The organism is Pseudoalteromonas lipolytica (genome assembly GCF_001306915.1).
Taxonomy (GTDB): Bacteria; Pseudomonadota; Gammaproteobacteria; order Enterobacterales; family Alteromonadaceae; genus Pseudoalteromonas; species Pseudoalteromonas simplex.
On record NZ_LJTC01000001.1, the window covers coordinates 152,879 to 172,391 of the forward strand.

At 41.5% G+C, this 19,513-nt stretch carries 18 protein-coding genes and 1 riboswitch; of the genes, 10 read left to right on the forward strand and 8 right to left on the reverse strand.

Annotated elements, in window-relative coordinates; genetic code table 11:
• Positions 1-468 precede the first annotated feature (468 nt).
• Positions 469-1,002 (forward strand): hypothetical protein, encoded by a 534-nt coding sequence (locus tag AOG27_RS00720; RefSeq protein ID WP_054551097.1) that lies wholly within the window; start codon positions 469-471, stop codon positions 1,000-1,002.
• 9 nt (positions 1,003-1,011) lie between these two features.
• On the opposite strand, the gene AOG27_RS00725 is transcribed toward AOG27_RS00720, so the two are convergent.
• Both AOG27_RS00725 and coaD read right to left on the reverse strand, forming a co-directional pair.
• Positions 1,012-2,388: a capsule assembly Wzi family protein gene (locus tag AOG27_RS00725; protein ID WP_054551098.1), complete on the reverse strand. Its 1,377-nt coding sequence runs from the start codon at positions 2,386-2,388 to the stop codon at positions 1,012-1,014.
• Positions 2,385-2,867, reverse strand: a complete 483-nt coding sequence (coaD, locus tag AOG27_RS00730) for a pantetheine-phosphate adenylyltransferase (protein ID WP_054551099.1) — start codon at positions 2,865-2,867, stop codon at positions 2,385-2,387. The genes AOG27_RS00725 and coaD overlap by 4 nt, the downstream gene beginning before the upstream one ends.
• A 217-nt stretch (positions 2,868-3,084) precedes the next feature.
• On the opposite strand from coaD, the gene AOG27_RS00735 reads away from it, so the two are divergent.
• Positions 3,085-3,738 (forward strand): TetR/AcrR family transcriptional regulator, encoded by a 654-nt coding sequence (locus AOG27_RS00735; RefSeq protein ID WP_054551100.1) that lies wholly within the window; start codon positions 3,085-3,087, stop codon positions 3,736-3,738.
• 108 nt (positions 3,739-3,846) lie between these two features.
• Positions 3,847-5,304: a tRNA uracil 4-sulfurtransferase ThiI gene (gene thiI / locus AOG27_RS00740; RefSeq protein WP_054551101.1), complete on the forward strand. Its 1,458-nt coding sequence runs from the start codon at positions 3,847-3,849 to the stop codon at positions 5,302-5,304.
• A gap of 151 nt (positions 5,305-5,455) precedes the next feature.
• Here the strand turns inward: thiI and AOG27_RS00745 are convergent, their stop codons facing one another.
• Both AOG27_RS00745 and AOG27_RS00750 read right to left on the reverse strand, forming a co-directional pair.
• On the reverse strand, positions 5,456-6,349 hold the full coding sequence (locus AOG27_RS00745; protein ID WP_054551102.1) for a ketopantoate reductase family protein: 894 nt from the start codon (positions 6,347-6,349) through the stop codon (positions 5,456-5,458).
• Positions 6,342-6,692, reverse strand: coding sequence for a VanZ family protein (locus tag AOG27_RS00750; RefSeq protein WP_054551103.1), 351 nt, complete (start codon positions 6,690-6,692; stop codon positions 6,342-6,344). Before AOG27_RS00750 ends, AOG27_RS00745 begins: the two co-directional genes overlap by 8 nt.
• A 157-nt stretch (positions 6,693-6,849) precedes the next feature.
• Between AOG27_RS00750 and AOG27_RS00755 the strand changes: the two genes are divergently transcribed.
• The 3 genes from AOG27_RS00755 (at position 6,850) to AOG27_RS00765 (ending at position 9,948) form a co-directional block, all read left to right on the forward strand.
• Positions 6,850-7,332 (forward strand): YajQ family cyclic di-GMP-binding protein, encoded by a 483-nt coding sequence (locus AOG27_RS00755; protein WP_054551104.1) that lies wholly within the window; start codon positions 6,850-6,852, stop codon positions 7,330-7,332.
• A gap of 143 nt (positions 7,333-7,475) precedes the next feature.
• Positions 7,476-7,715 carry a hypothetical protein gene (locus tag AOG27_RS00760; protein ID WP_054551105.1) on the forward strand — a complete coding sequence of 80 codons (240 nt, stop codon included), beginning with the start codon at positions 7,476-7,478 and terminating at the stop codon, positions 7,713-7,715.
• 191 nt (positions 7,716-7,906) lie between these two features.
• Positions 7,907-8,061: riboswitch (cobalamin riboswitch) on the forward strand.
• A 33-nt stretch (positions 8,062-8,094) separates the two neighbouring features.
• Positions 8,095-9,948, forward strand: a complete 1,854-nt coding sequence (locus AOG27_RS00765) for a TonB-dependent receptor domain-containing protein (protein WP_054551106.1) — start codon at positions 8,095-8,097, stop codon at positions 9,946-9,948.
• A gap of 60 nt (positions 9,949-10,008) precedes the next feature.
• On the opposite strand, the gene msrA is transcribed toward AOG27_RS00765, so the two are convergent.
• From msrA to AOG27_RS00780, 3 genes are all read right to left on the reverse strand, one after another.
• Positions 10,009-10,542, reverse strand: a complete 534-nt coding sequence (gene msrA / locus AOG27_RS00770; RefSeq protein ID WP_054551107.1) for a peptide-methionine (S)-S-oxide reductase MsrA — start codon at positions 10,540-10,542, stop codon at positions 10,009-10,011.
• Between the two features lie 84 nt (positions 10,543-10,626).
• Positions 10,627-13,725 (reverse strand): efflux RND transporter permease subunit, encoded by a 3,099-nt coding sequence (locus tag AOG27_RS00775; RefSeq protein WP_054551108.1) that lies wholly within the window; start codon positions 13,723-13,725, stop codon positions 10,627-10,629.
• A 3-nt stretch (positions 13,726-13,728) separates the two neighbouring features.
• Positions 13,729-14,781 (reverse strand): efflux RND transporter periplasmic adaptor subunit, encoded by a 1,053-nt coding sequence (locus AOG27_RS00780; RefSeq protein WP_054551109.1) that lies wholly within the window; start codon positions 14,779-14,781, stop codon positions 13,729-13,731.
• Between the two features lie 242 nt (positions 14,782-15,023).
• On the opposite strand from AOG27_RS00780, the gene AOG27_RS00785 reads away from it, so the two are divergent.
• The 4 genes from AOG27_RS00785 to AOG27_RS00800 all read left to right on the forward strand — a co-directional run bounded on the left by AOG27_RS00785 (position 15,024) and on the right by AOG27_RS00800 (position 18,380).
• Entirely contained in the window at positions 15,024-15,737 is a 714-nt protein-coding gene (locus AOG27_RS00785; protein ID WP_054551110.1) for a DUF2982 domain-containing protein, read from the forward strand.
• Between the two features lie 27 nt (positions 15,738-15,764).
• Positions 15,765-16,097 (forward strand): hypothetical protein, encoded by a 333-nt coding sequence (locus AOG27_RS00790; protein WP_054551111.1) that lies wholly within the window; start codon positions 15,765-15,767, stop codon positions 16,095-16,097.
• Between the two features lie 83 nt (positions 16,098-16,180).
• Entirely contained in the window at positions 16,181-17,857 is a 1,677-nt protein-coding gene (locus AOG27_RS00795) for a DUF1566 domain-containing protein (protein WP_054551112.1), read from the forward strand.
• A 1-nt stretch (position 17,858) separates the two neighbouring features.
• Positions 17,859-18,380: a DUF1566 domain-containing protein gene (locus tag AOG27_RS00800; protein ID WP_054551113.1), complete on the forward strand. Its 522-nt coding sequence runs from the start codon at positions 17,859-17,861 to the stop codon at positions 18,378-18,380.
• On the opposite strand, the gene AOG27_RS00805 is transcribed toward AOG27_RS00800, so the two are convergent.
• A complete protein-coding gene (locus tag AOG27_RS00805; protein WP_054551114.1) occupies positions 18,368-19,477 on the reverse strand; it encodes a tRNA nucleotidyltransferase in 1,110 nt (369 codons plus the stop codon). The genes AOG27_RS00800 and AOG27_RS00805 overlap by 13 nt on opposite strands.
• Positions 19,478-19,513: the final 36 nt, after the last annotated feature.

Consider the following 19,513-nt stretch of genomic DNA (forward strand, 5'->3'; position numbering starts at 1 on the left):
CTTAGTTATTTTGGCGTTTATAATGATGGTTTCATACTTTTTAAGTGGTATTTTTCACTTATCTATTTATAGCTATCTAAACTGGTTTTATTTCGACCTGCTAACCATAACAACAATTTTAGCGTGGATTTGCTTTACAAAAATATGCACTTTTAATGCGATCTACTACATTGTCTTCGGGTTGCTTTTAAACGCAACTTTGATGATTAGTATATTTTTAGATATTTTTGTTATCGAAAACAGAACACCTTGGGCACTCTGGAGTATCTATTCGTTTGGAGTAAATACCGTTGATATAATTATGCTCATTGCATTGATTACGAATCGCGACTTTTTTCTTTTGCATAAACTTTGCCGTCTTATGAAATATAAAATTAGAGCGTCATTTTTAGATAAACCTGAACACCTTACTAACGCTTAATGAAACTCGTAGTATTTTTAGAGTAGCTAAATTTTAAGACTTACTTCATGCTTAAACTAATCCAAGACAACTTTGGAGTATACCTCGCAGCATTCATCATGTGGGGGTTTTTGATGTCGTTTCTTTATAACATGGTAAAGAAATCATCTGTACCGAATGGTGACAAAACAGTGATGTGGATTTCACTTGCACTGTTTATTTCTTACATGATGAGCGACCCATTACTCAATATCGCGCTTGGTTATGATATTTTAGATTCAAGCTTTGCTTATGTTATTTGGGCGCTATCTGATTTAACAATACTGCTAATTGTATGGTTAATTGCTCGAAAGCGAAATCTTGCACAGGCTCCAGCTAAGCTTTATGTGTACACTGGGCTTCTCGTCAATTCATCACTGTTTTTAGCCATGTATTTCGATATTAACTATGCTTATACTGGAAGTTGGTGGTTTTGGGATGTTTACAGTATCACTGTGAATCTGATGGATATCATGATGCTCATCGCCCTTTTCAGTAATAAAGATTTTCTAGGGCTTGTGAAGCTATATAGGCGAGTTCGAGGCCAAGCTGAACCAGCTTGACCTCATTAGTTAGAAACGGAATTCCCAACTGGTTCTAAGGGCTGTGTTTGTTTCTGACTCATCGCCTATTTCATCTTTTGAAATAAGCCCCGTCACTTTCCACAGACCATTAAAGACAGATTGTTGATAACCGAGTTCTAACTGCAGCTGACTCATATCTGATGCGAGCTCAGCTTGCGCTGCTTCGCTTTCAATCCAACGAAGCTTAGCATGGCCACCATAACCGTTTAGAGTATGGTAATAGGCGCCTAGGATAGCCGATTTACTTTGTTGTGGTGTTGAGCTGCCAATTAAACGTGAGCGTTGTGTATAGCTACCAGAGCCATATACGCAATCACTAATTTGCTCACAAGTTTGCTCTGTATTGGAGTATTCAAAGTAGCTTTTTAATAGACTTTCTTTCGAGCCAAAATAGCTTTCAACACCCAGCGTATAAAATGGCTCACTCGGTGCTAAACCTCTTTCATTTCGACCCATTACTTCAGCATAAAATGCCACAGGTTGCGCCGCTAAAGAGGTTGAGTACTTAACATCTAAGCTAGTTAAACGGTGTGTTGATTCACTGCTTTCGAGTGTAACAGGGTCAATTTCTAAGTTAGTTAAATAATCAGAGCCTGCACTGTTAATTGCTATTTCAAGGCCTGTTAATGGCGTACTTGCAAATCGGAGCGCCCAAAAGTTACCGTCATCTGAGCTATTTAGATATGACTTTTGTTTGGCGTAAATACCCGTTAACTGCCAGTTACCGATAAATGATAACCAACTTGGGCCTACATATTGTGTATTTGCTCTGGTAAAGCGAACGCCTTTCATTGGCGCCGCATTATTTGATAGTAGTAGGGCGTTATCGTTACTTGGCCCCCACCAATGACTTACTTGCTCTGCACTAAGTGACCAATTTCCCAAGAGTACGGCTAAATAGCTGTCTTGGTAAGTAACATGCTGCTTATCAAGGGCATCATCGGCGTAATTTACACTGACTTTAGCGCTAACACGCTTCCCTGTGATTGAACCATAACTATTTACACCGCTTTCTTGCTGGTGGCGTTTACCAAACCCTTGCTGAGACAGTGGCTCGCTGTTGTAGTTTAGGCGAATACCTGAACTAGTTTTTTGCTTTGCATTATCAAGAGCATGTTTTACATGCTGATACGCAAATAAGCTTTGCTCATCAAGTTGGCTGGTATTGGCAACGTCTAGGTCCCGTGCGATACCTTGCCACATTAATGGGTAGCTATTAATAGGCTGTTTAATAATGCCCTGGTTAAATAGCATTTCGATTGAAGCGCGAAGCAGTGGGTCGTCGCTTTCTATCCATGGCCCAGCAACACTTGGCGCAGAGATCATTAGTAATGCAGTTAAGCTAATGAACTTTTTTAATTTCATCCGTGAATTTTATCCTGTAAGGCTTTGGCTACAATAGGGTCAACAAACTCGCTCACATCGCCATTGTGGCGTGCAACTTCTTTAACTAGAGTTGATGATATAAACGAATTCTTTTCTGCTGGTGTTAAAAATACACTTTCTAGATCAGGGTTTAGACGACGATTCATATTAGCTAACTGAAATTCATAGTCAAAGTCAGACACAGCACGAATACCGCGAATAAGCACTTCGGCTTTATGGTCGCGAGCTAAATCAGCCAATAAGCCAGAAAAACCAATTACACTCACGTTATCAAGGTGCGCCAAAATCTTATTAGCAAGTTCAACACGCTCATCAAGGGTAAAGCAGGGTTGTTTACTAGGATTATGCGCAATGGCAACAATCACTTTATCGAACATTTTTGCCGCGCGATGAATTAAGTCTGTATGGCCATTTGTAAGTGGGTCGAAAGTGCCCGGATAGATTGCAGTAACGTTCATAACTATCAGCGATTTATAAATTTGCTTGCTATATTAACAGTGTTTTCTCGACTATGCAGCTTAGAAAATACGCGTATCGGATTAGGAACCTTCACCTATATAAGGTACTAAGCCGATTGAGGTTAATATTTTTCAATGTAGTATTTAATTGTCGCGCATTTGTTTATACTGCTCGGCTGGGGACCGTAATAATCATAAAAAACAGAGTAAATAGGCTATGAGCACAAAGGATAAGATCATACACACCAGCATCGAATTATTTAATCGCCACGGTGAGCGTGCCATAACAACTAACCATATCGCTTCGCATATGGGGATAAGCCCAGGTAACTTGTATTATCACTTTAAAAATAAAGAAGATATTATTCGCCACATATTTGCTTTGTATAGCGACCATTTACATACCCACTTTAAGCCACTGACTCCTGACGATGATGCACTAGAAAACCTAGCGGGCTATCTTGATTCGCTATTTGAACTTATGTGGCGTTTTCAGTTTTTCTACGACAACTTAGGCGATATTTTATCTCGTGATGAAGAGCTGAAAAAAGGCTACATTGCGTTTCAAGCTGAGCTTTTGGAACAAGTAAAAGAGGTACTTTTTGCATTACGTGAAGGCGGTATCATCTGCATTGAAGATGAAGATGTTACAGAGCTTGCGCATATGCTTAAAATGACCGTGAGCTTTTGGACACCTTACATCAAAGCTCGCCGCTTAAGCGGCGAACTTGCCAGAGCCGATATTTATAACGGTATTTTAAAGGTATTGCTGCTATTAAAAGCCCATTGCACCGAGCAACACTTAGAGCAAGTAAATCAATTAAGGGCAAAGTATTTAGCCCTTGCTGAAACAGAGCAAAGCGAACTATAACCCCGCAAAGCAGTTTATTTCCTAGACGCTATAATTTTTGTTATAATCGCGCGCCCTTGAGGTTGCTATACCTTAGGGCGTGTGAAATCCACAGTCTAAGAGTGAACTATGCTTAAATTTATCGTCAAATTACACCCTGAAATCGCGATCAAGAGTAAATCTGTTCGTAAGCGTTTTACCAAGTTATTAGAAAATAACATTAAGATCGTTTTGCGTCGTGTTGACGAAAAAGTGCAGGTAAGAAACAATTGGGACAATATCTCTGTTGTTAGCTTGCTAGACTCTGAGCAAGTTCGCTTAGATATTATCGACGGCTTAAAACGCATCCCAGGTATCGTACAGTTTATTGAAGTAACAGAAACAGACTTCGACTCAATCGACGATATTTACCAAAAAGCACTTGAACTAATCGGCCACACGATTGCGGGCAAAACCTTCTGTGTGCGTTGTAAACGTTCTGGTAAGCATGATTTCACATCGAGCGATGTAGAGCGCTACGTAGGTGGTGGTTTAAACCAGCATGTTGAAGGTGCGCGCGTTAAATTATCTCACCCTGAAGTGACTGTTCGCTTAGAAGTACGTGATGATAAAGCATACATTGTAACTCAAACTCACTTAGGTATGGCGGGCTTCCCGTTGCCAACACAAGAAGATGTATTATCGCTTATGTCGGGCGGTTTTGACTCTGGTGTTGCTAGCTATCAAATGATCCGTAAAGGTGCACGTACTCACTTCTTGTTCTTTAACTTAGGTGGTGCGGCGCACGAAATCGGTGTTAAGCAGGCGAGTTATTATATCTGGAAACAGTTCAGCTCTACTCACAAAGTGAAGTTTGTTACTGTTGATTTTGAACCTGTTGTTGCTGAGATTTTAGAGAATGTTGAAAACAGCCAAATGGGTGTTGTGCTTAAGCGTATGATGATGCGTGCCGGTAGCCAAGTTGCAGAAAAACTAGGTGTACAAGCACTGGTAACAGGCGAAAGTATTGGTCAGGTATCAAGCCAAACATTGGCTAATCTAAGTGTGATTGACCGTGTGACGGAAACTTTAATCATTCGCCCGTTAATCCAACACGACAAGCAAGATATTATCAATATTGCGCGTCAAATCGGCACGGCTGAAATGGCAGAAAGCATGCCTGAATACTGTGGCGTAATTTCTAAAAAGCCAACAGTTAAAGCTAAAATCAAAACTATTCTTGCCGAAGAAGCTAAGTTTGACTTCGACGTGCTAAATACAGTTGTTGAAAATGCACGTGTGATGGATATTCGTGATATCGACACCGAAGCAAAAGAAGAGGTGAAAGAAGCTGAGTCTGTATCTGATTTACCTGAAGGGGCGGTTGTTGTTGATATTCGCTCACCTGAAGAAGAAGACGCAAACCCACTAGAACTTGAAGGTATTGAAGTTGTACATTTACCTTTCTTCCGCTTAGCAACTAAATTTGGTGACTTACCAAAAGATAAAGAATATTACTTATATTGTGCTAAAGGTGTGATGAGTCAGCTACAAGCGCTGATCTTGCACGAAGAAGGCTTTAGCAACGTAAAAGTGTATCGTCCGTAAGAGATACTGATAAAAGCGCGACATGTTCGCGCTTTTTTAATACCTGAAATCATTGATCAGAAACGAGAAACGAGAAGCAAGTAACTTTACTCTTTCTCCTTTCCCCTTGTAGCTTTATTCTTTACTCTTTCCCCAAGTAACTAGCAGCCCATCAACTTTTTATTTTTATCATGCTTAGCATTGCTTGATTATAGGGGGTTTTTATTCCTAACTTAGCGCCTTGCTCGCACACATAACCACAAATTGCATCAATTTCAGATTCTCGATTATGGCTGATGTCTTGTTGCATAGAAGAAAAGTTTTCAGCGGTGGCTGTCATCACAGAGTAGGCTTGATCCAGCGCCTCGCTGAGTTTTACTTTAACCCCTTGTTTATTGGCAACCAAGCAGGCCTCATTGAGTAAATTAATAATGCGTGTGCTAAATTGCGGTGCACGTAACTGGCCATTTTTTACGTTATGAATTGCTGTTAACGGGTTAATGGCAATATTCACTAACAGTTTTTGCCATCGCAATGAGTGAATATCATCGCTCACAGAAAAATGCGGCAAGTAACTAAACTGCTGCTCAAGCTCGTTGAGCCTTTCGCTTGCAGCTGCATTACATGCGCCTAGCACACTTTCACCATTACCTGTATGGTTTACGCTATAAGGCGTTGTTTTAAAACCAGCTAAACGCGTTGTTAAAAACGCTAATCCTTGCGTATTCAAAAGCTGGGCATTAAGTTCATCAACATTACCCATACCATTATGAGAAATAACGACTTGGCAGTCTTCATTGAGGTAAGGCTTTATTTGCTTAAAGGCCGTTTGAACTTGAAATGCTTTAACGGTAATTAACACCAAATCAAAGGGCGCTGTATGACCAAGCTCTTTGTGATTAATGAGATGGGCTTTGATAGGGTGTGATTTGCCATTACTTGCTTGATAAAAACGTGTGGTCAAGATTGGTTTTCGGGTCAGTAATGTGATGTCATGTTGTGCAGATAAAAAATGGCTAAACAATAAGCCAATCGCACCATCGCCAACAATTAAAACATTAGCCATTACGTTGCTTTCTACCTAAATGAAAACCAAGTTTTATAGCAAAATAGCTGATGGCACCAATAAAGTCAGCGATAAAGTCACCAACCGAGGCTTGACGGTAAGGCAGCATATCTTGCATAAACTCAATGGCCGCACCATATCCGGCTAACAGTAAAATTTGCACCATAAGTGGTAATTTAAATGCTTTATCCATCACCAAAGCCAGTACAAAGAAAATACCAAAATGCGCCACTTTATCTACGTGTGGGAAGAGGTTACTCACCCCTTTAATTTCTTTGGCAAACAAAATCGTAAAGCCAATAATGCTGGCTAAAAAGATAACTTGGTAAACACGCCTTGTCACAATAAACCCTAAAAATGCCGAAATTGAATGGCCAGTATATCAAACAATTTTTGCATCGCACCTGAACAAGCCGGATAAAAATAGAAAGAATCGACAAATAAGCGTTATAATTGCCAACCATAAATGAATTTAAAAAAGACTATGTTAGGAGAACCCTATGCCTTCATTTGATATTGTTTCTGAAGTAGAAATGAACGAAGCGCAGAATGCAGTAGATAATGCAAAGCGTGAACTAGAGACACGCTTTGATTTTCGTGGTGTTGATGCATCAATCGAACTAAGTGATAAAGTAATCAAGTTAAAAGCAGAAGCACCGCAACAAGTAATGCAACTTTTTGACATTCTTGCTGCGAAAATTTCAAAGCGTGGCTTAGATGTATCTAGCCTTGAGCTTAAAGATGAATCGCGTAGCGGTAAATACGTAATGCGTGACGTTGCTCTGAAGCAAGGTATCGAAAAAGACGTAGCGAAGAAAATCGTTAAGTTAATCAAAGATTCAAAAATTAAAGTACAAGCTGCTATTCAAGGTGAAGAATTACGTGTAACTGGTAAAAAGCGTGATGATTTACAAGAAGCAATGCAAGTTGTTCGTACTGCTGATTTAGGTCAACCATTCCAGTTCAAAAACTTCCGCGATTGATACTCTATGTTTTTAGCTTTAGGCTGTAAGTTTTAAGCTATAAGCCTACAAGTTTTTGAACTTTACAAGGAGCGTATTTTGAGACAAATATTAGGTTACAGAGAAAAAGATATCTTCTAGCTATTTTCAGCTAGAGGATATTTATGTCAGTAAAAAACAAAGCAATAGATCGTAATAAACACGGTAAAATAAACAGAAAATACACAGGCCCACACAGTACTTATTTTTACCAACAAACACCAAGTTGGTGGGTGAAAATGACGATGACCAAGCCAAGAAGACGTTTAAATAAAGCTCTTTGTAAGCTTGTGCTGAATGGTGCTGACCCAGAAGGAATTGTTTTTCCGTTAGGAAACTCGAAACCCCATGAGTATTTCTGGTAATCATTGTTTTATAAAAGCCAATCAGCCATGCTGATTGGCTTTTTTACTTTAGGCTTACACCTTAGCACTTAACTTGCAGCTTGAAGCTTTAGACTTAAAACTTTGGTTTAGAAGTATAGCCGTCCATTGACTTTCCTCCCCAAAATCATCACAATAACGGCCTATTTTCGAGGTGCTTGCTGTATCTTCAGATACGTTTTATTTCAAAGGGTGAAATAGTCGCAAGATAATCGGGAAGTTGGTGCGTTTTCAGGGAGAAAACAATGCCAACACTGCCCCCGCAACGGTAATGTAGATGCCATGCATGTACAGAGTCCGGAGACCGGCCTTGAAGTAACTTACTATTCGCGTGTGCGGTGGGCACAGGCTAGGGGATATCATGCTAAATAAATCTGCGTTAGGCGTAGCGGTTGCTGCTGCGTTGTCTTTTTCTGTATCTGCTGACGAGCAATCAATCGAGCACATCACAGTTTCTGCCAATAAATTCGAACAATCAATTAATGATGTATTAGCCAGTGTTACTGTCATCGACCGCGCTGATATTGAAGCAAGCTATGTTCGTGACTTACCAAGCTTACTAGCCACTCAAGCAGGCTTTCAAATTAATGCCAATGGTGGTTTTGGGCAAAGCTCTGGTGTGTCATTACGTGGTGCAAGTTCTCGTCATACACTTATTTTAATTGATGGTGTACGCACAGGCTCTGCAACACTTGGCTATAAAAGTATTAGCAATATTCCTTTAAACAGTATTGAGCGTGTTGAAGTAATTAAAGGCTCACGTGCAGCTGTATATGGTTCTGATGCGCTAGCTGGTGTAATTAATATCATTACCCGTAAAGCACAAAACACGACCTTAGATGTTACTTTTGGCTCAGACTCTTACCAAGAGTATCAAGTAGCGACAGGTGGTCAGTTTGCAGGTGTTGATGTTGCCGTTAATGCCGGTTATGAAAAAACAGATGGTTTTGATGTTCTGCAAGGCTTAGCGCCAGATGAAGACGGCTACGAGAACAAAAACCTTGGCTTTAATCTTGGTTATCAAAATGAGCAGTTAGGTGAGTTTTTAGCGCAAGCACAATACTCAGAAGGCGAAGCAAAATACGATAGCGCTTATAGCCCAGCAGACAGCACCGTAGAAAAAGGCGAGTTCGAAAATTACCAAGCTTCACTAGGTTGGAAAAAGGCTTTCGAAAAACACAGTCATGCCATTGATATTGCCATATCAAGTGATAGCTCAGATGACTCACGCATTGATTACACGGGTGCAACGGTGGTTGATAAGTTTGAAACTGAGCGTGAGCAAATTGATTACAATGGCCAATACTTTTTCAATCAAGCACTGACTCTTAGTGGCGGTCTGAATTGGTATAAAGATGAAGTGAACACTAACTCAGGTACTTATTTAAAAGACAGCCGTGAAGTATTCGCTGCGTTTGTTGGCGCTTATTATGACGACGAACACGTGCTGGCAAACCTAACCGTTCGCCAAGATGATGATCAGCAGTTTGGTGATGAAACAACTTACACTGCAGCTGTTGGCTATCACTTAAATGACATCGCGACATTCCGCGTAAGTCAAAGCACAGGTTTTAAATCTCCAACATTTAATGACCTATATTACCCGGGCTCAGGTAACCCAGAGTTAAACCCTGAAACATCAGATAACCAAGAGCTTGGCTTATCACTCAATGTGAATGATATCAGCCTTGATATTGCGATTTTCCGCAGCGAAATCGACAACAAAATCGCTTGGGCACCAAATGCATCAGGGCAGTGGATCCCAACTAATATAAACGAAGCTCGCCATGAAGGTGTTGAGTTTAGCTTTAAAAACCAAGTGTTTGGCTTTGATCACAGCTTTAACTTTACCTACCTTTCAGCGGAAGATACTGAGACAGGTCAGTCACTAACCTATGTGTCAAATCACAGTGTAAATTGGTCATTAAACAAAGGATGGGGTGATTTTGATGCTGGTATCGATATGCAATACCGTGGTGATCGTGATGGCAAGTTAACGCACTTACCATCGTATACGTTATGGAATTTAGTTGGTCACTACCAAGCGACTAACAACTTAATAGTGTCACTTCGTGTAGAAAACCTATTCGATAAAGAGTACAACGCCGTTGATGCCTATGGTACAGACCTAGATGGTGATTACATCAACGACGAATTTTATTACTACAACACGGCCGAGCGTCGCTTGTTTGTAGGTGCCCGTTATCAGTTCTAATAATAAGGAAAATTATTAGTTCTGCGTTTAAAAGCTCGCTACCTACTTAGCGGGCTTTTTTCATTTAAGTTTAGCTGCGTAATACTGTTCGAACTTTGCAAGCTTTGGGGCAATAAGAATACTGCAATAACCTTGATTTGGGTTTTCATTGTAATAGTCTTGATGGTACTGCTCTGCAGGGTAAAAGTTTGTAAGCGGACTCAGCTCGGTGACAATCGGCTCACGAATTTGCTTTTGTAAAGCATCAATCATGGCTTGAGATTCTGCTTTTTGCTGTTCATTATGATAATAAATAACACTGCGATACTGAGTGCCGACATCATTACCTTGGCGGTTTAATTGTGTGGCATCGTGTAAAGTGAAGAACATTTCAAGCAGGGTGTTATAGCTCACGATACTACTGTCAAAATCGAGCTGAACCACCTCAGCGTGACCCGTTAAGCCAGTACAAATTTGCTGATAACTAGGGTTTTCAATCTCACCGCCTGCATAGCCAGAGCTGACATTAAGCACGCCTTTCACACGTCTAAATGCGGCATCAATACACCAAAAGCAGCCGCCGCCAAAAGTGGCTATTTGTATGTTGTTATCCATATTAAACTCCCTTATCGTTTTGCTGACTATAGCCGAAAAAACAAAACGCCGTAAAGACGGCGTTTTGTATCAATAAAGTGCGTTTTAAATTTCTTCTAACGGCTTGTCTTTTGCTTGCTGTTCTAACTTGCTTTGTAAGTACTCAGGCGACTGAGTATTTCGAGCAAGTGCACTGTATGCTGCAGGTACCACGAATAAGGTAAGTAAGGTTGCAACAATAACACCAGTAAACACCACCACACCAATTACCATGCGGCTTTCTGCACCTGGGCCACTTGCAAGAACCAGCGGTACCGAGCTCATTACTGTGGTCAATGAGGTCATAATAATTGGGCGTAAACGCTGCGTAGCAGCTTGGCTAATCGCTTCGTTAAACTCAACGCCTTTATCGCGCAGTTGGTTGGCGAACTCAACAATCAAGATACCGTTTTTCGCACTTAAACCTATCAGCATTACGATACCAATTTGGCTGTAAATATTCAGAGTAAGCCCGGTGTACCACAAACCAAATAATGCACCCACTAAACCAAGTGGTACAGTAAGCATGATCACAAATGGGTGAATAAAGCTTTCAAACTGGGCTGCAAGTACCAAAAAGGTGACTGTCAGTGCCAGAATGAATACATAGGTCATTGCCGATGCGCCTTCATAGAACAGCTGCGATTCACCCTTGTAGTCGATTGCACCGTCGATGTCGTTTTCTTCTGCTGCAACTTGATTTAAGAAGTTAAGCGCTTCTTCTAGGGTATAACCATCTGCTAAGTTCGCACTTAACGTAATTGCGCGCATACGGTTATAACGGTTTAAACGCGATGCTGTGGCTTCTTCTTTTAAGCTAATTAAGCTATCAAGCGGTACTAATTCGCCACTGCGTGATTTTAAATAGATATTTGAGATATCAGTCGGATTAGCAAAGTCTTCTTTGGTGCCTTTTAAAATCACATCGTATTCTTCACCACGGTCGATAAAGGTCGTTACGCGGCGTTGGCCTAACATGGTTTCGAGTGTGCGGCCCACATCCGATACAGAAACCCCTAAATCAGCGGCTTTGTTTTTATCAATATTGATTAAAAACTGCGGGAACGTTTCTTTGTAATCGTGATCGATTCTTACCAAGCCTGGGTTTTTCTCAGCACGCTTAATAATACGGTCTCGCCAATCGGCTAGTTGGTCGTAATCGTTACCTTGCAGTACAAATTCAATCGGGCGAGATGAACCACCGCCACCAATACCACGGCGCATAATTGCAAATGCACGCACATCGGTCACTTCAGTCATTTTGCCGCTGATTTCGTCCATTACTTCCCATGTTGAGCGCTTACGCTTATCCCAGTCGGCCATACCAATGATAGCAACACCACCTTGGCCGCCCCAGCCAGGTACACGAACAAGCACTCGGCTTAATTCACCAGATTCAGAGTAAGGCATTAAACGTTCTTCAATTTTTGCCATGTTTGCAGCGTTATTTTCATAACTTGCGCCCTCAGGACCACTCATCATGATAAAGAAAGTACCGCGGTCTTCTTTTGGCGTAAGCTCTGAAGGCACTTTTTGAAACAGCATAAAGCTGGCAACACCAGCCAAAATCATAGTCAGTAGCAAGCTCCATTTACGGCTCATATTTGAAGCCAGCGAGTTACGATAGGCGTTTTCGATTTTGTTAAAGGTTCTATCCATCCACTGGCTAAACTTGCTTTCTTTTTCTGAAGCTTTCAATACTTTAGAGCAAAGCGCTGGAGAAAGTGTTAATGCTGTAATACTAGAGAAGAACACTGCGGCGCTTACTGCCATCGCAAATTCCGTGAATAGGGCACCAATACGGCCATCCATAAACACTAGCGGCACGAACACCGCAATCAGTACGAGGGTGGTGGCAATAATCGCAAAGCCAACTTCACGGGCACCACGAAATGCAGCAAGCAGTGGTGGTTCACCCAGCTCTATACGGCGGTGAATATTCTCAAGCATTACAATCGCATCATCCACTACTAAACCGATAGCAAGCACGAGTGCCAGAAGAGTTAACAAGTTGATTGAGTAACCCATAGCGAGCAAGAACATAAAGCTACCCACTAACGCCACTGGTACGGTTACAGCAGGCACTAGGGTTGCGCGAATATTGCCTAAGAATAGGTAAATAACCAATACAACCAGCGCCATTGAAATCCCAAGGGTTCTATATACTTCATCAATAGACTCTTTGATGAAAATAGATGAGTCATAGCTGTCTTGAATGGTGGTGCCTTCTGGCAGGTTACGCTTAATTTTTTCAAGCTCTGCGCGGGCATTATCAACCACTGTTAGGGTATTGGCTTTGGCTTGCTTGACGATACCCAAACCAATCATATTACGGCCATTACCACGGAATAAGCTTTCGTCGTCAGCAGCTTCTAGGTGAACATCGGCCACTTCACCTAAACGTACTAAATAGCCATCATCACCACGTTTGATCACTAAGTTTCTAAAATCTCGCTGATCTTTATAACTACGCGCGGTACGTACTGTAAAATCACGGTCGATAGATTCGATTTCACCGGCGGGTAATTCAACGTTTTCAGTGCGTAAGGTGTTTTCAATATCGCTACTGGTAATACCGCGTGCTGCCATCGCTTTACGGTTTAACCAGATTTTCATGGCGTATTTACGCTCGCCACCCACGCGTACGTTAGAGACACCATCAACAACGGCTAATCGGTCAACAATAAAGCGCTGTGCGTAATCAGATAACTGCAATGAATCCATGGTAGTACTGTTTAGTACGAACCAGGCAATTGGGCTTTCATCACTGTTTGATTTAGAGACCTCTGGTGGGCGAACTTGCTCAGGTAAGCTATCAAGGGCACGAGCTACACGTTCGCGTACATCGTTTGATGCGGCATCAATATCGCGGCTGATATTAAACTCAATGGTGATGTTTGAGCGGCCATTTCGGCTCGACGAGTTAATACTTTTAATGCCTTCGATACCCGAAATGCGGTTTTCGAGTACTTGGGTGATTTTAGTTTCAATAATCTCTGCGCTGGCGCCGGTGTAATCAGTGCTCACACTAACAATCGGTGTTTCAATATCTGGGTATTCACGCAGGGGGAGCATAGAAAATGCCACCAAACCAAAGGTAAGTAACAACAGGTTTATTACGATCGCAAAGACCGGGCGTTTAACGCTAGTATCAGTAATTTTCATGGTTTAGCCTTTGATACTTACTTTGCTGCCAGTACGGATCTTAATGATGCCTTCAGTCACGACTTGCTGACCATTTTCAAGACCTTTATCAATAGCTACCCAGCCATTGTGACGACCCGCTACATGTACTTCAACTTTGTTAGCAACGCCATCTTCAATTTGGAACACGTAGTGTTTGTCTTGCTGAGGAATGACGGCTTTCTCTGGTACCATTAGCGCTTGGTTTGAGCTTAACTCTAATGCTGTATTTAACAGCATGCCTGGGCGTAATAGGCCTTTTTCATTGATAAAGCTTGCTGTCACTTCAACGCTACGAGTGACTGAATCGATACGCGAGCTAATGTGGGTCACTTTACCGTTGAAGATTTTTTCTGGGTAAGCATCATTTTGCGTCATCACTTTCATACCCAGTTGTAACTGCGCTAGGTATTTTTCTGGCACTTTAAAGTCGACTTTAATGATACTGATATCATCAAGGGTGGTGATGTTTGTAGTATTGCTAACATAAGTACCAATTGAAATCTCGCGCTTGCCAAGTAAGCCAGAAAACGGTGCTTTAATTGTCATTTCTGCCAGCTTGGTTTTGGCGCTCTCAAGCTGCGCCTCGGTTGCATCAACACGTGAAAGCTGCTCTTCTAGTAAAGATTTAGCCGTTGATTGTGAGCGCGATAGTTCAGTGAGACGATCAAGTTGACGGCGCTCTTCGCGTAAATTAATGCTTAGCTCTTTAACTGCTAATTCTTCTTCTTGAGACTGTAACTGAACCAGTTTTTGACCTTTACTGACTAAGTCGCCATCATTGAAAAATATATCGGTAACATAATCGTTTTGCGCACTGCGAATATAGATCGCTTGGTTAGCACGAGCACTACCTATTGCTTCAATGAGCACAGCATTTTCTTCAGATATGACAGTGTGAGCTGTTACTTGAGTTGCAGCGCCTGAGAAGTTGCTCTGCTCACCTTGGCTCGAAGGAAGGTATAAGTAAATGCATAACCCTAGAAAAAGGGTAATAATAAAAGGGAATAGTGCCTTACCAGATTGTGTAGAGTACATCGTCGTGTTACCAGAAATTTAGTTGAGTGTAGTGTACAAAATTAGTACGTGCCACGTATGTCAGGTATCTCATAAATTTGTGCATTTAGCGTAAAAGTGAAAAGTTATGCTAATTTGTTCCTTTATTGTGACAAATTAAGAAAGGTTTAGAATGAGTAAAGCACCAAAGTGTAATTATTGTTTAACGCTCAGAAAAATAATATTGGTCACAATTGTGATGTTTATTTTTTACTTCTCTGTTTATGGATAAAAATCTTCCTTCACTAAAAGTGCGTGCTCAATCATCTCGCCATGGCAGTGAGTTTTTAATTGTTGGCGGAATTGGGTTAATCATTATTATGCTGGTTAATTTATTGAGACCCGGTGAAATTAGCATTGTAGAGATTTTTTTAGCCACAACCTGCATAGCGGCAATTTTTATTGGCTTTTTAAAAACTCAAGAACCATACTTTAGCTTAACTTTTACTCAGAATTTGCTTATTTATCATCATAAGATTGGGAATTGGCAGTTAAATCGTGCTAATTTTCATCATAGTGGTATACCAAAAGTGGAACAGGGCTTAGAATACCTTGAGTTAAATGCAGTTGGTATTAAACTCAATAACATAGATGAATTTTTAACACAGATTCACCCAAGAATTGCCGGACGATTACTTATCGAGCAACGTCATTTATTTATGCAAGTCATTCAAAAGCATTGCAAAAATGGTGATTGCCCATCAGAATGGTTAATAGAAGAGACGGACTACACGGCCCCTAGTGGTCAGATTTATAAAGGATTGATTGCCATGTTTGCCAATCGTACGCAACATTTAAGGCAGTTGACAGGATACGATTTACTATTACCTGCCAATGTTCTTGATGTTGATATTTGGCAATTCAGTGCTGATTTGAATCGTTGGAAACTGAACCCTAAAGAGTTTTTAGAGACTCGCTTACAGAAAAGTAAGCTATAGGCGGCAGTTATGTAGTAGGAAAAGACTATGAGTCAAGAACGTTCTTTTATTAAAAGCGGTCGAAACACAATTATACATAAAGATAAGAAACTCGATTTAGTGGTTGTGAATGGTGAGAACCATCCGCGCATTAAAGTTACTCAAAATGGTTTAGAGCCGTTTAAAGAAGACCTGCCAAAAAATCGTCGCGAGGCTAAAGAGCGTTATTTAGAAATGGTGTATGTATCAAGCCCAGATGTATTTGCAGAAGAAAAACGTTTGTTGTTTATCCAAGCCCTAGATGGCAGAGAATACAAAGTAGATTACAGTAAAATAGGCACCAAGCTCTTCGTACGTATCCACCAAGAAAGTTATTTATAACCCCAAGTTTGGCATTTTAATTGCTAGTTGTTAGTTTATTTGGCAGCCGGTTATTGCCGGCTTTGTATTTTAAGGTGGTATTCATGAGATTAGTGCCTCTTAGCCTAATAGCATTAACAACATTAACAGCTTGTGGTGGTGGCGGTTCGAGTGATTCGAATACAATCGCAGCGACAGTTAATGCTGGTTCAGATCAACAAATTATCGAAAAAAGTGAATTTACTGTCTCAGCTAAAGGCTCTCCTGCAGATGGTATCTTTACCTGGGAGCGTGTCAGTGGCCCCGCAGTAGAAGGTTTTCCTGCCGAAGGTGCTGAACAAACCATTACAGCTCCTGATATTAAACTTAACTCAGAACTTGTTTTAAAAGTAAATTACCAAACCGACGATGGGCAACTTGTTTCCGATCAGGTCAGTATTTTTATTACCTCGAATAATCAACTGCCAGTTGCAGTGATCACCCAAACTGCGCCAGAAGAGTTACCGTCAAAATATAATGATGTGATCACATTAAGTGGCGAAGAATCTGCTGATATAGATGAAAACGGTACAGTTGACAGTTACTTATGGACTCAACTTGATGGCCCTGATTTAACGGCTGACAACTACAACAACCAAACCATTAGCTTTACTCACCCACTACTTGAATCAAACACAGCGATGACATGGCGTTTAACTGTTACGGATGATGAAGGTGGCTCAGCAAGTACTGAGGCGTCGTTCACCTTAAACAAAACGGTTGAGGTAATTATTGCTGATGCAGGGGTTGATCAGCAGGTTATCGAGTTTGATACCGTAACCCTTGATGCCAGCAATAGTGAAATTGTGACGGCAACAAAATCATGTTTTTGGCAGCAATTAACAGGCGAAACCGTGACCTTGGCAAACCAGAACCAATGTATCACCACGTTTGTAGCCCCTGATGTTGATACCGATTCAGAGCTTAGTTTTGAAGTTACCGTGACAGACAGTAAATCGCGTAGCGACACAGATACAGTGATTATTGATATTAGCCCAAAACCACTGGGGTTAATTAACGATACCGGGATGAGTGATTGCTACAACAATTCGCAAAAAATTAACTGTGACAGCGAAGACTTCCCAAGCCAAGACGCAGATATAGGTCGTGACAGCGTCGCAAATCAGCTCGATAAAGTCGGCCTAGGTGATTTGGCATTTGATTTTACTAAGATGAATGAGTTTGCTGACGAACTTCCAGATGATGCGACTAGCTTTAGTTGCGTACGCGATAATGTAACTGGGCTTATTTGGGAAGTAAAAGAAGCCAGTTCAACATTGCCACCGGCAACCTCCGAGCGTGCAGCATCAAATCATTATACTTGGTATTTAAATGGTTCAAGCGGTGTGCAAACGGGTAGTATACAAGGGGCTGCGGGCTCTACCTGTCCAAGCACCAGTGACTGTGGCCTACAAACTTACATTAATGATGTGAACAGCAGCGACTTTTGCGGTGGTACAAACTGGCGTGTGCCAACTTACACGGAATTATTAGGGTTATTAGATTATGCCAAGCAAGGTGAGTCTACGTTACTTAACAGTGTTTTCTTCCCAAATCAACCAAGTGATACTCAGTTAAGCACTGGTAGCAGTTCATTTATGCCTTATTGGACTTCGCAAACCGCGGCAGACGGTACAAGTTTATCGCAAGCTTATATTATCGATATGAGTAGTGCTAATGATTTAGCGTATCCGAAAAGTAACACCGCCTTTGTGCGCTTAGTTAGAACGCCAGGAGAGTAATATGCGAAAGTTACCATTAATTACAGCACTTACTGTTATTGCTCTACAATCGGGTTATGCCGCTGCGCAAGTATGTTATAGCGCTGTCAACGAAACGACTCCTGATAGCCGCTTTGTTATTAACGAAGATGGCACAGTGAGCGACAGCGAAACAGGTCTAATGTGGCAACGTTGTACGTTTGGTCAAAGCTACAACGCTGAAACGGATACGTGTGAAGGTAATAGTCAGCAGCTTACTTGGGGCGAAGCTTTACGCGGGGCTGAAAATGCAACCTTTGCTGATTACAGCGATTGGCATGTGCCAAATGTTAAAGAGTTAGCCAGTATTTTAGAGCATAGTTGTGTGCAGCCTAGTATCAACGAAAACGCATTTTTATCGACTAAGCTGCAAAACTATTGGAGTAGCACTTCAGGGATCAGTCGTACTGATCTAGCTTGGGTGTACCAGTTTGATAAAGGCATCAACAGTCTTCACGCAAAAACGTCCGATGTTTATTTGCGTTTAGTGCGCTACGAAAAGTAGCCTTTAATAATCTCTAACCGCGCTTGCTCAAGCGCGGTTTTTATTTCTGCGCCTTTAATACCTTGTGCAATAAACTGTTGCGGGCTGACTGCTCGTGCTTGCGTGGCTGCGTTTTTGAGAGAGTCATAACAAACTACAGGCTGTTGGTGACTAACTTCTAATGTTTTGAGTACTTGCTCAAAACGTTCAGGGCGACGCCATAAATCAAGTTGATTAAAGCAAGCAAAAACGGTCTCGCTAGTCGGCTTTTCTGCACTTAAACTTGTTTGATGAGTTTGGCTAAACAGCGCTAAATCGCGCACTTCATTAGGTAAGCGTATGTTGCTAGCTATCGCTTTTATCTCATTGCTTGAAAGCGCTAAGGTAACTTGGCTGAATAATAACGCAGTGTCACTAATTTGTTGTTCATTCGCATAGGCAAATCGAGCTTGTAAGGTACGGTAAAGCTCATCACACCATTTACTTTCAAGCTCAGGGCTAATTACATACAGGCCATGGATGCTGGCAAGTACATTTAGAAACTCGCTAAATGCGCCATCACTGAGGGATTTTTCGCATTCTAACCAAACGCGTTCAGCAGTTAGCGTGTTCAGTTCACCGGCTTTAACCATCTCGGTCAATAGTGACTGGGTTTCTGGCGCAATAGTAAAACCTAGGTAATGATAACGAGCAGCAAAGCGGGCTACTCGCAATATGCGTAGAGGGTCTTCACTAAAGGCATCTGAGACATGGCGTAAGACACGATTTTCAAGATCCTGCTGGCCAGAAAATGGGTCAACTAAGCTGCCATCTTGGGCTTGTGCTATGGCGTTTACGGTGAGATCTCGACGAACTAAGTCTTGCTCTAATGTGACATCCGGCGCGAAATCACAAATGAAGCCAGTGTAACCTTGACCTTGTTTTCGCTCGGTGCGCGCCAGCGCATATTCTTCTTTACTTTGTGGGTGTAAAAATACCGGAAAATCTTTACCAACTTGTTGATAACCTTGGCTGATCAGTTGTTCTGGCGTGGCACCAACTACCACATAGTCGCGTTCTTTAACGTCACGACCAAGTAGGGCGTCTCTGACTGCGCCACCGACTAAATAAACCTGCATAAAACACCTATAATTTTACCTTTTCGCTATTTTACG

Coding starts and splice junctions, on each gene's coding strand:
- coaD (WP_054551099.1), bottom strand. CDS start 2,867: ATGAACGTTACTGCAATCTATCCGGGCACTTTCGACCCACTTACAAAT.
- AOG27_RS00745 (WP_054551102.1), bottom strand. CDS start 6,349: ATGGCTAATGTTTTAATTGTTGGCGATGGTGCGATTGGCTTATTGTTT.
- AOG27_RS00755 (WP_054551104.1), top strand. CDS start 6,850: ATGCCTTCATTTGATATTGTTTCTGAAGTAGAAATGAACGAAGCGCAG.
- AOG27_RS00800 (WP_054551113.1), top strand. CDS start 17,859: ATGCGAAAGTTACCATTAATTACAGCACTTACTGTTATTGCTCTACAA.
- AOG27_RS00795 (WP_054551112.1), top strand. CDS start 16,181: ATGAGATTAGTGCCTCTTAGCCTAATAGCATTAACAACATTAACAGCT.
- AOG27_RS00805 (WP_054551114.1), bottom strand. CDS start 19,477: ATGCAGGTTTATTTAGTCGGTGGCGCAGTCAGAGACGCCCTACTTGGT.
- AOG27_RS00760 (WP_054551105.1), top strand. CDS start 7,476: ATGTCAGTAAAAAACAAAGCAATAGATCGTAATAAACACGGTAAAATA.
- thiI (WP_054551101.1), top strand. CDS start 3,847: ATGCTTAAATTTATCGTCAAATTACACCCTGAAATCGCGATCAAGAGT.
- AOG27_RS00765 (WP_054551106.1), top strand. CDS start 8,095: ATGCTAAATAAATCTGCGTTAGGCGTAGCGGTTGCTGCTGCGTTGTCT.
- AOG27_RS00785 (WP_054551110.1), top strand. CDS start 15,024: ATGGATAAAAATCTTCCTTCACTAAAAGTGCGTGCTCAATCATCTCGC.
- AOG27_RS00790 (WP_054551111.1), top strand. CDS start 15,765: ATGAGTCAAGAACGTTCTTTTATTAAAAGCGGTCGAAACACAATTATA.
- AOG27_RS00780 (WP_054551109.1), bottom strand. CDS start 14,781: ATGTACTCTACACAATCTGGTAAGGCACTATTCCCTTTTATTATTACC.
- msrA (WP_054551107.1), bottom strand. CDS start 10,542: ATGGATAACAACATACAAATAGCCACTTTTGGCGGCGGCTGCTTTTGG.
- AOG27_RS00720 (WP_054551097.1), top strand. CDS start 469: ATGCTTAAACTAATCCAAGACAACTTTGGAGTATACCTCGCAGCATTC.
- AOG27_RS00775 (WP_054551108.1), bottom strand. CDS start 13,725: ATGAAAATTACTGATACTAGCGTTAAACGCCCGGTCTTTGCGATCGTA.
- AOG27_RS00725 (WP_054551098.1), bottom strand. CDS start 2,388: ATGAAATTAAAAAAGTTCATTAGCTTAACTGCATTACTAATGATCTCT.
- AOG27_RS00735 (WP_054551100.1), top strand. CDS start 3,085: ATGAGCACAAAGGATAAGATCATACACACCAGCATCGAATTATTTAAT.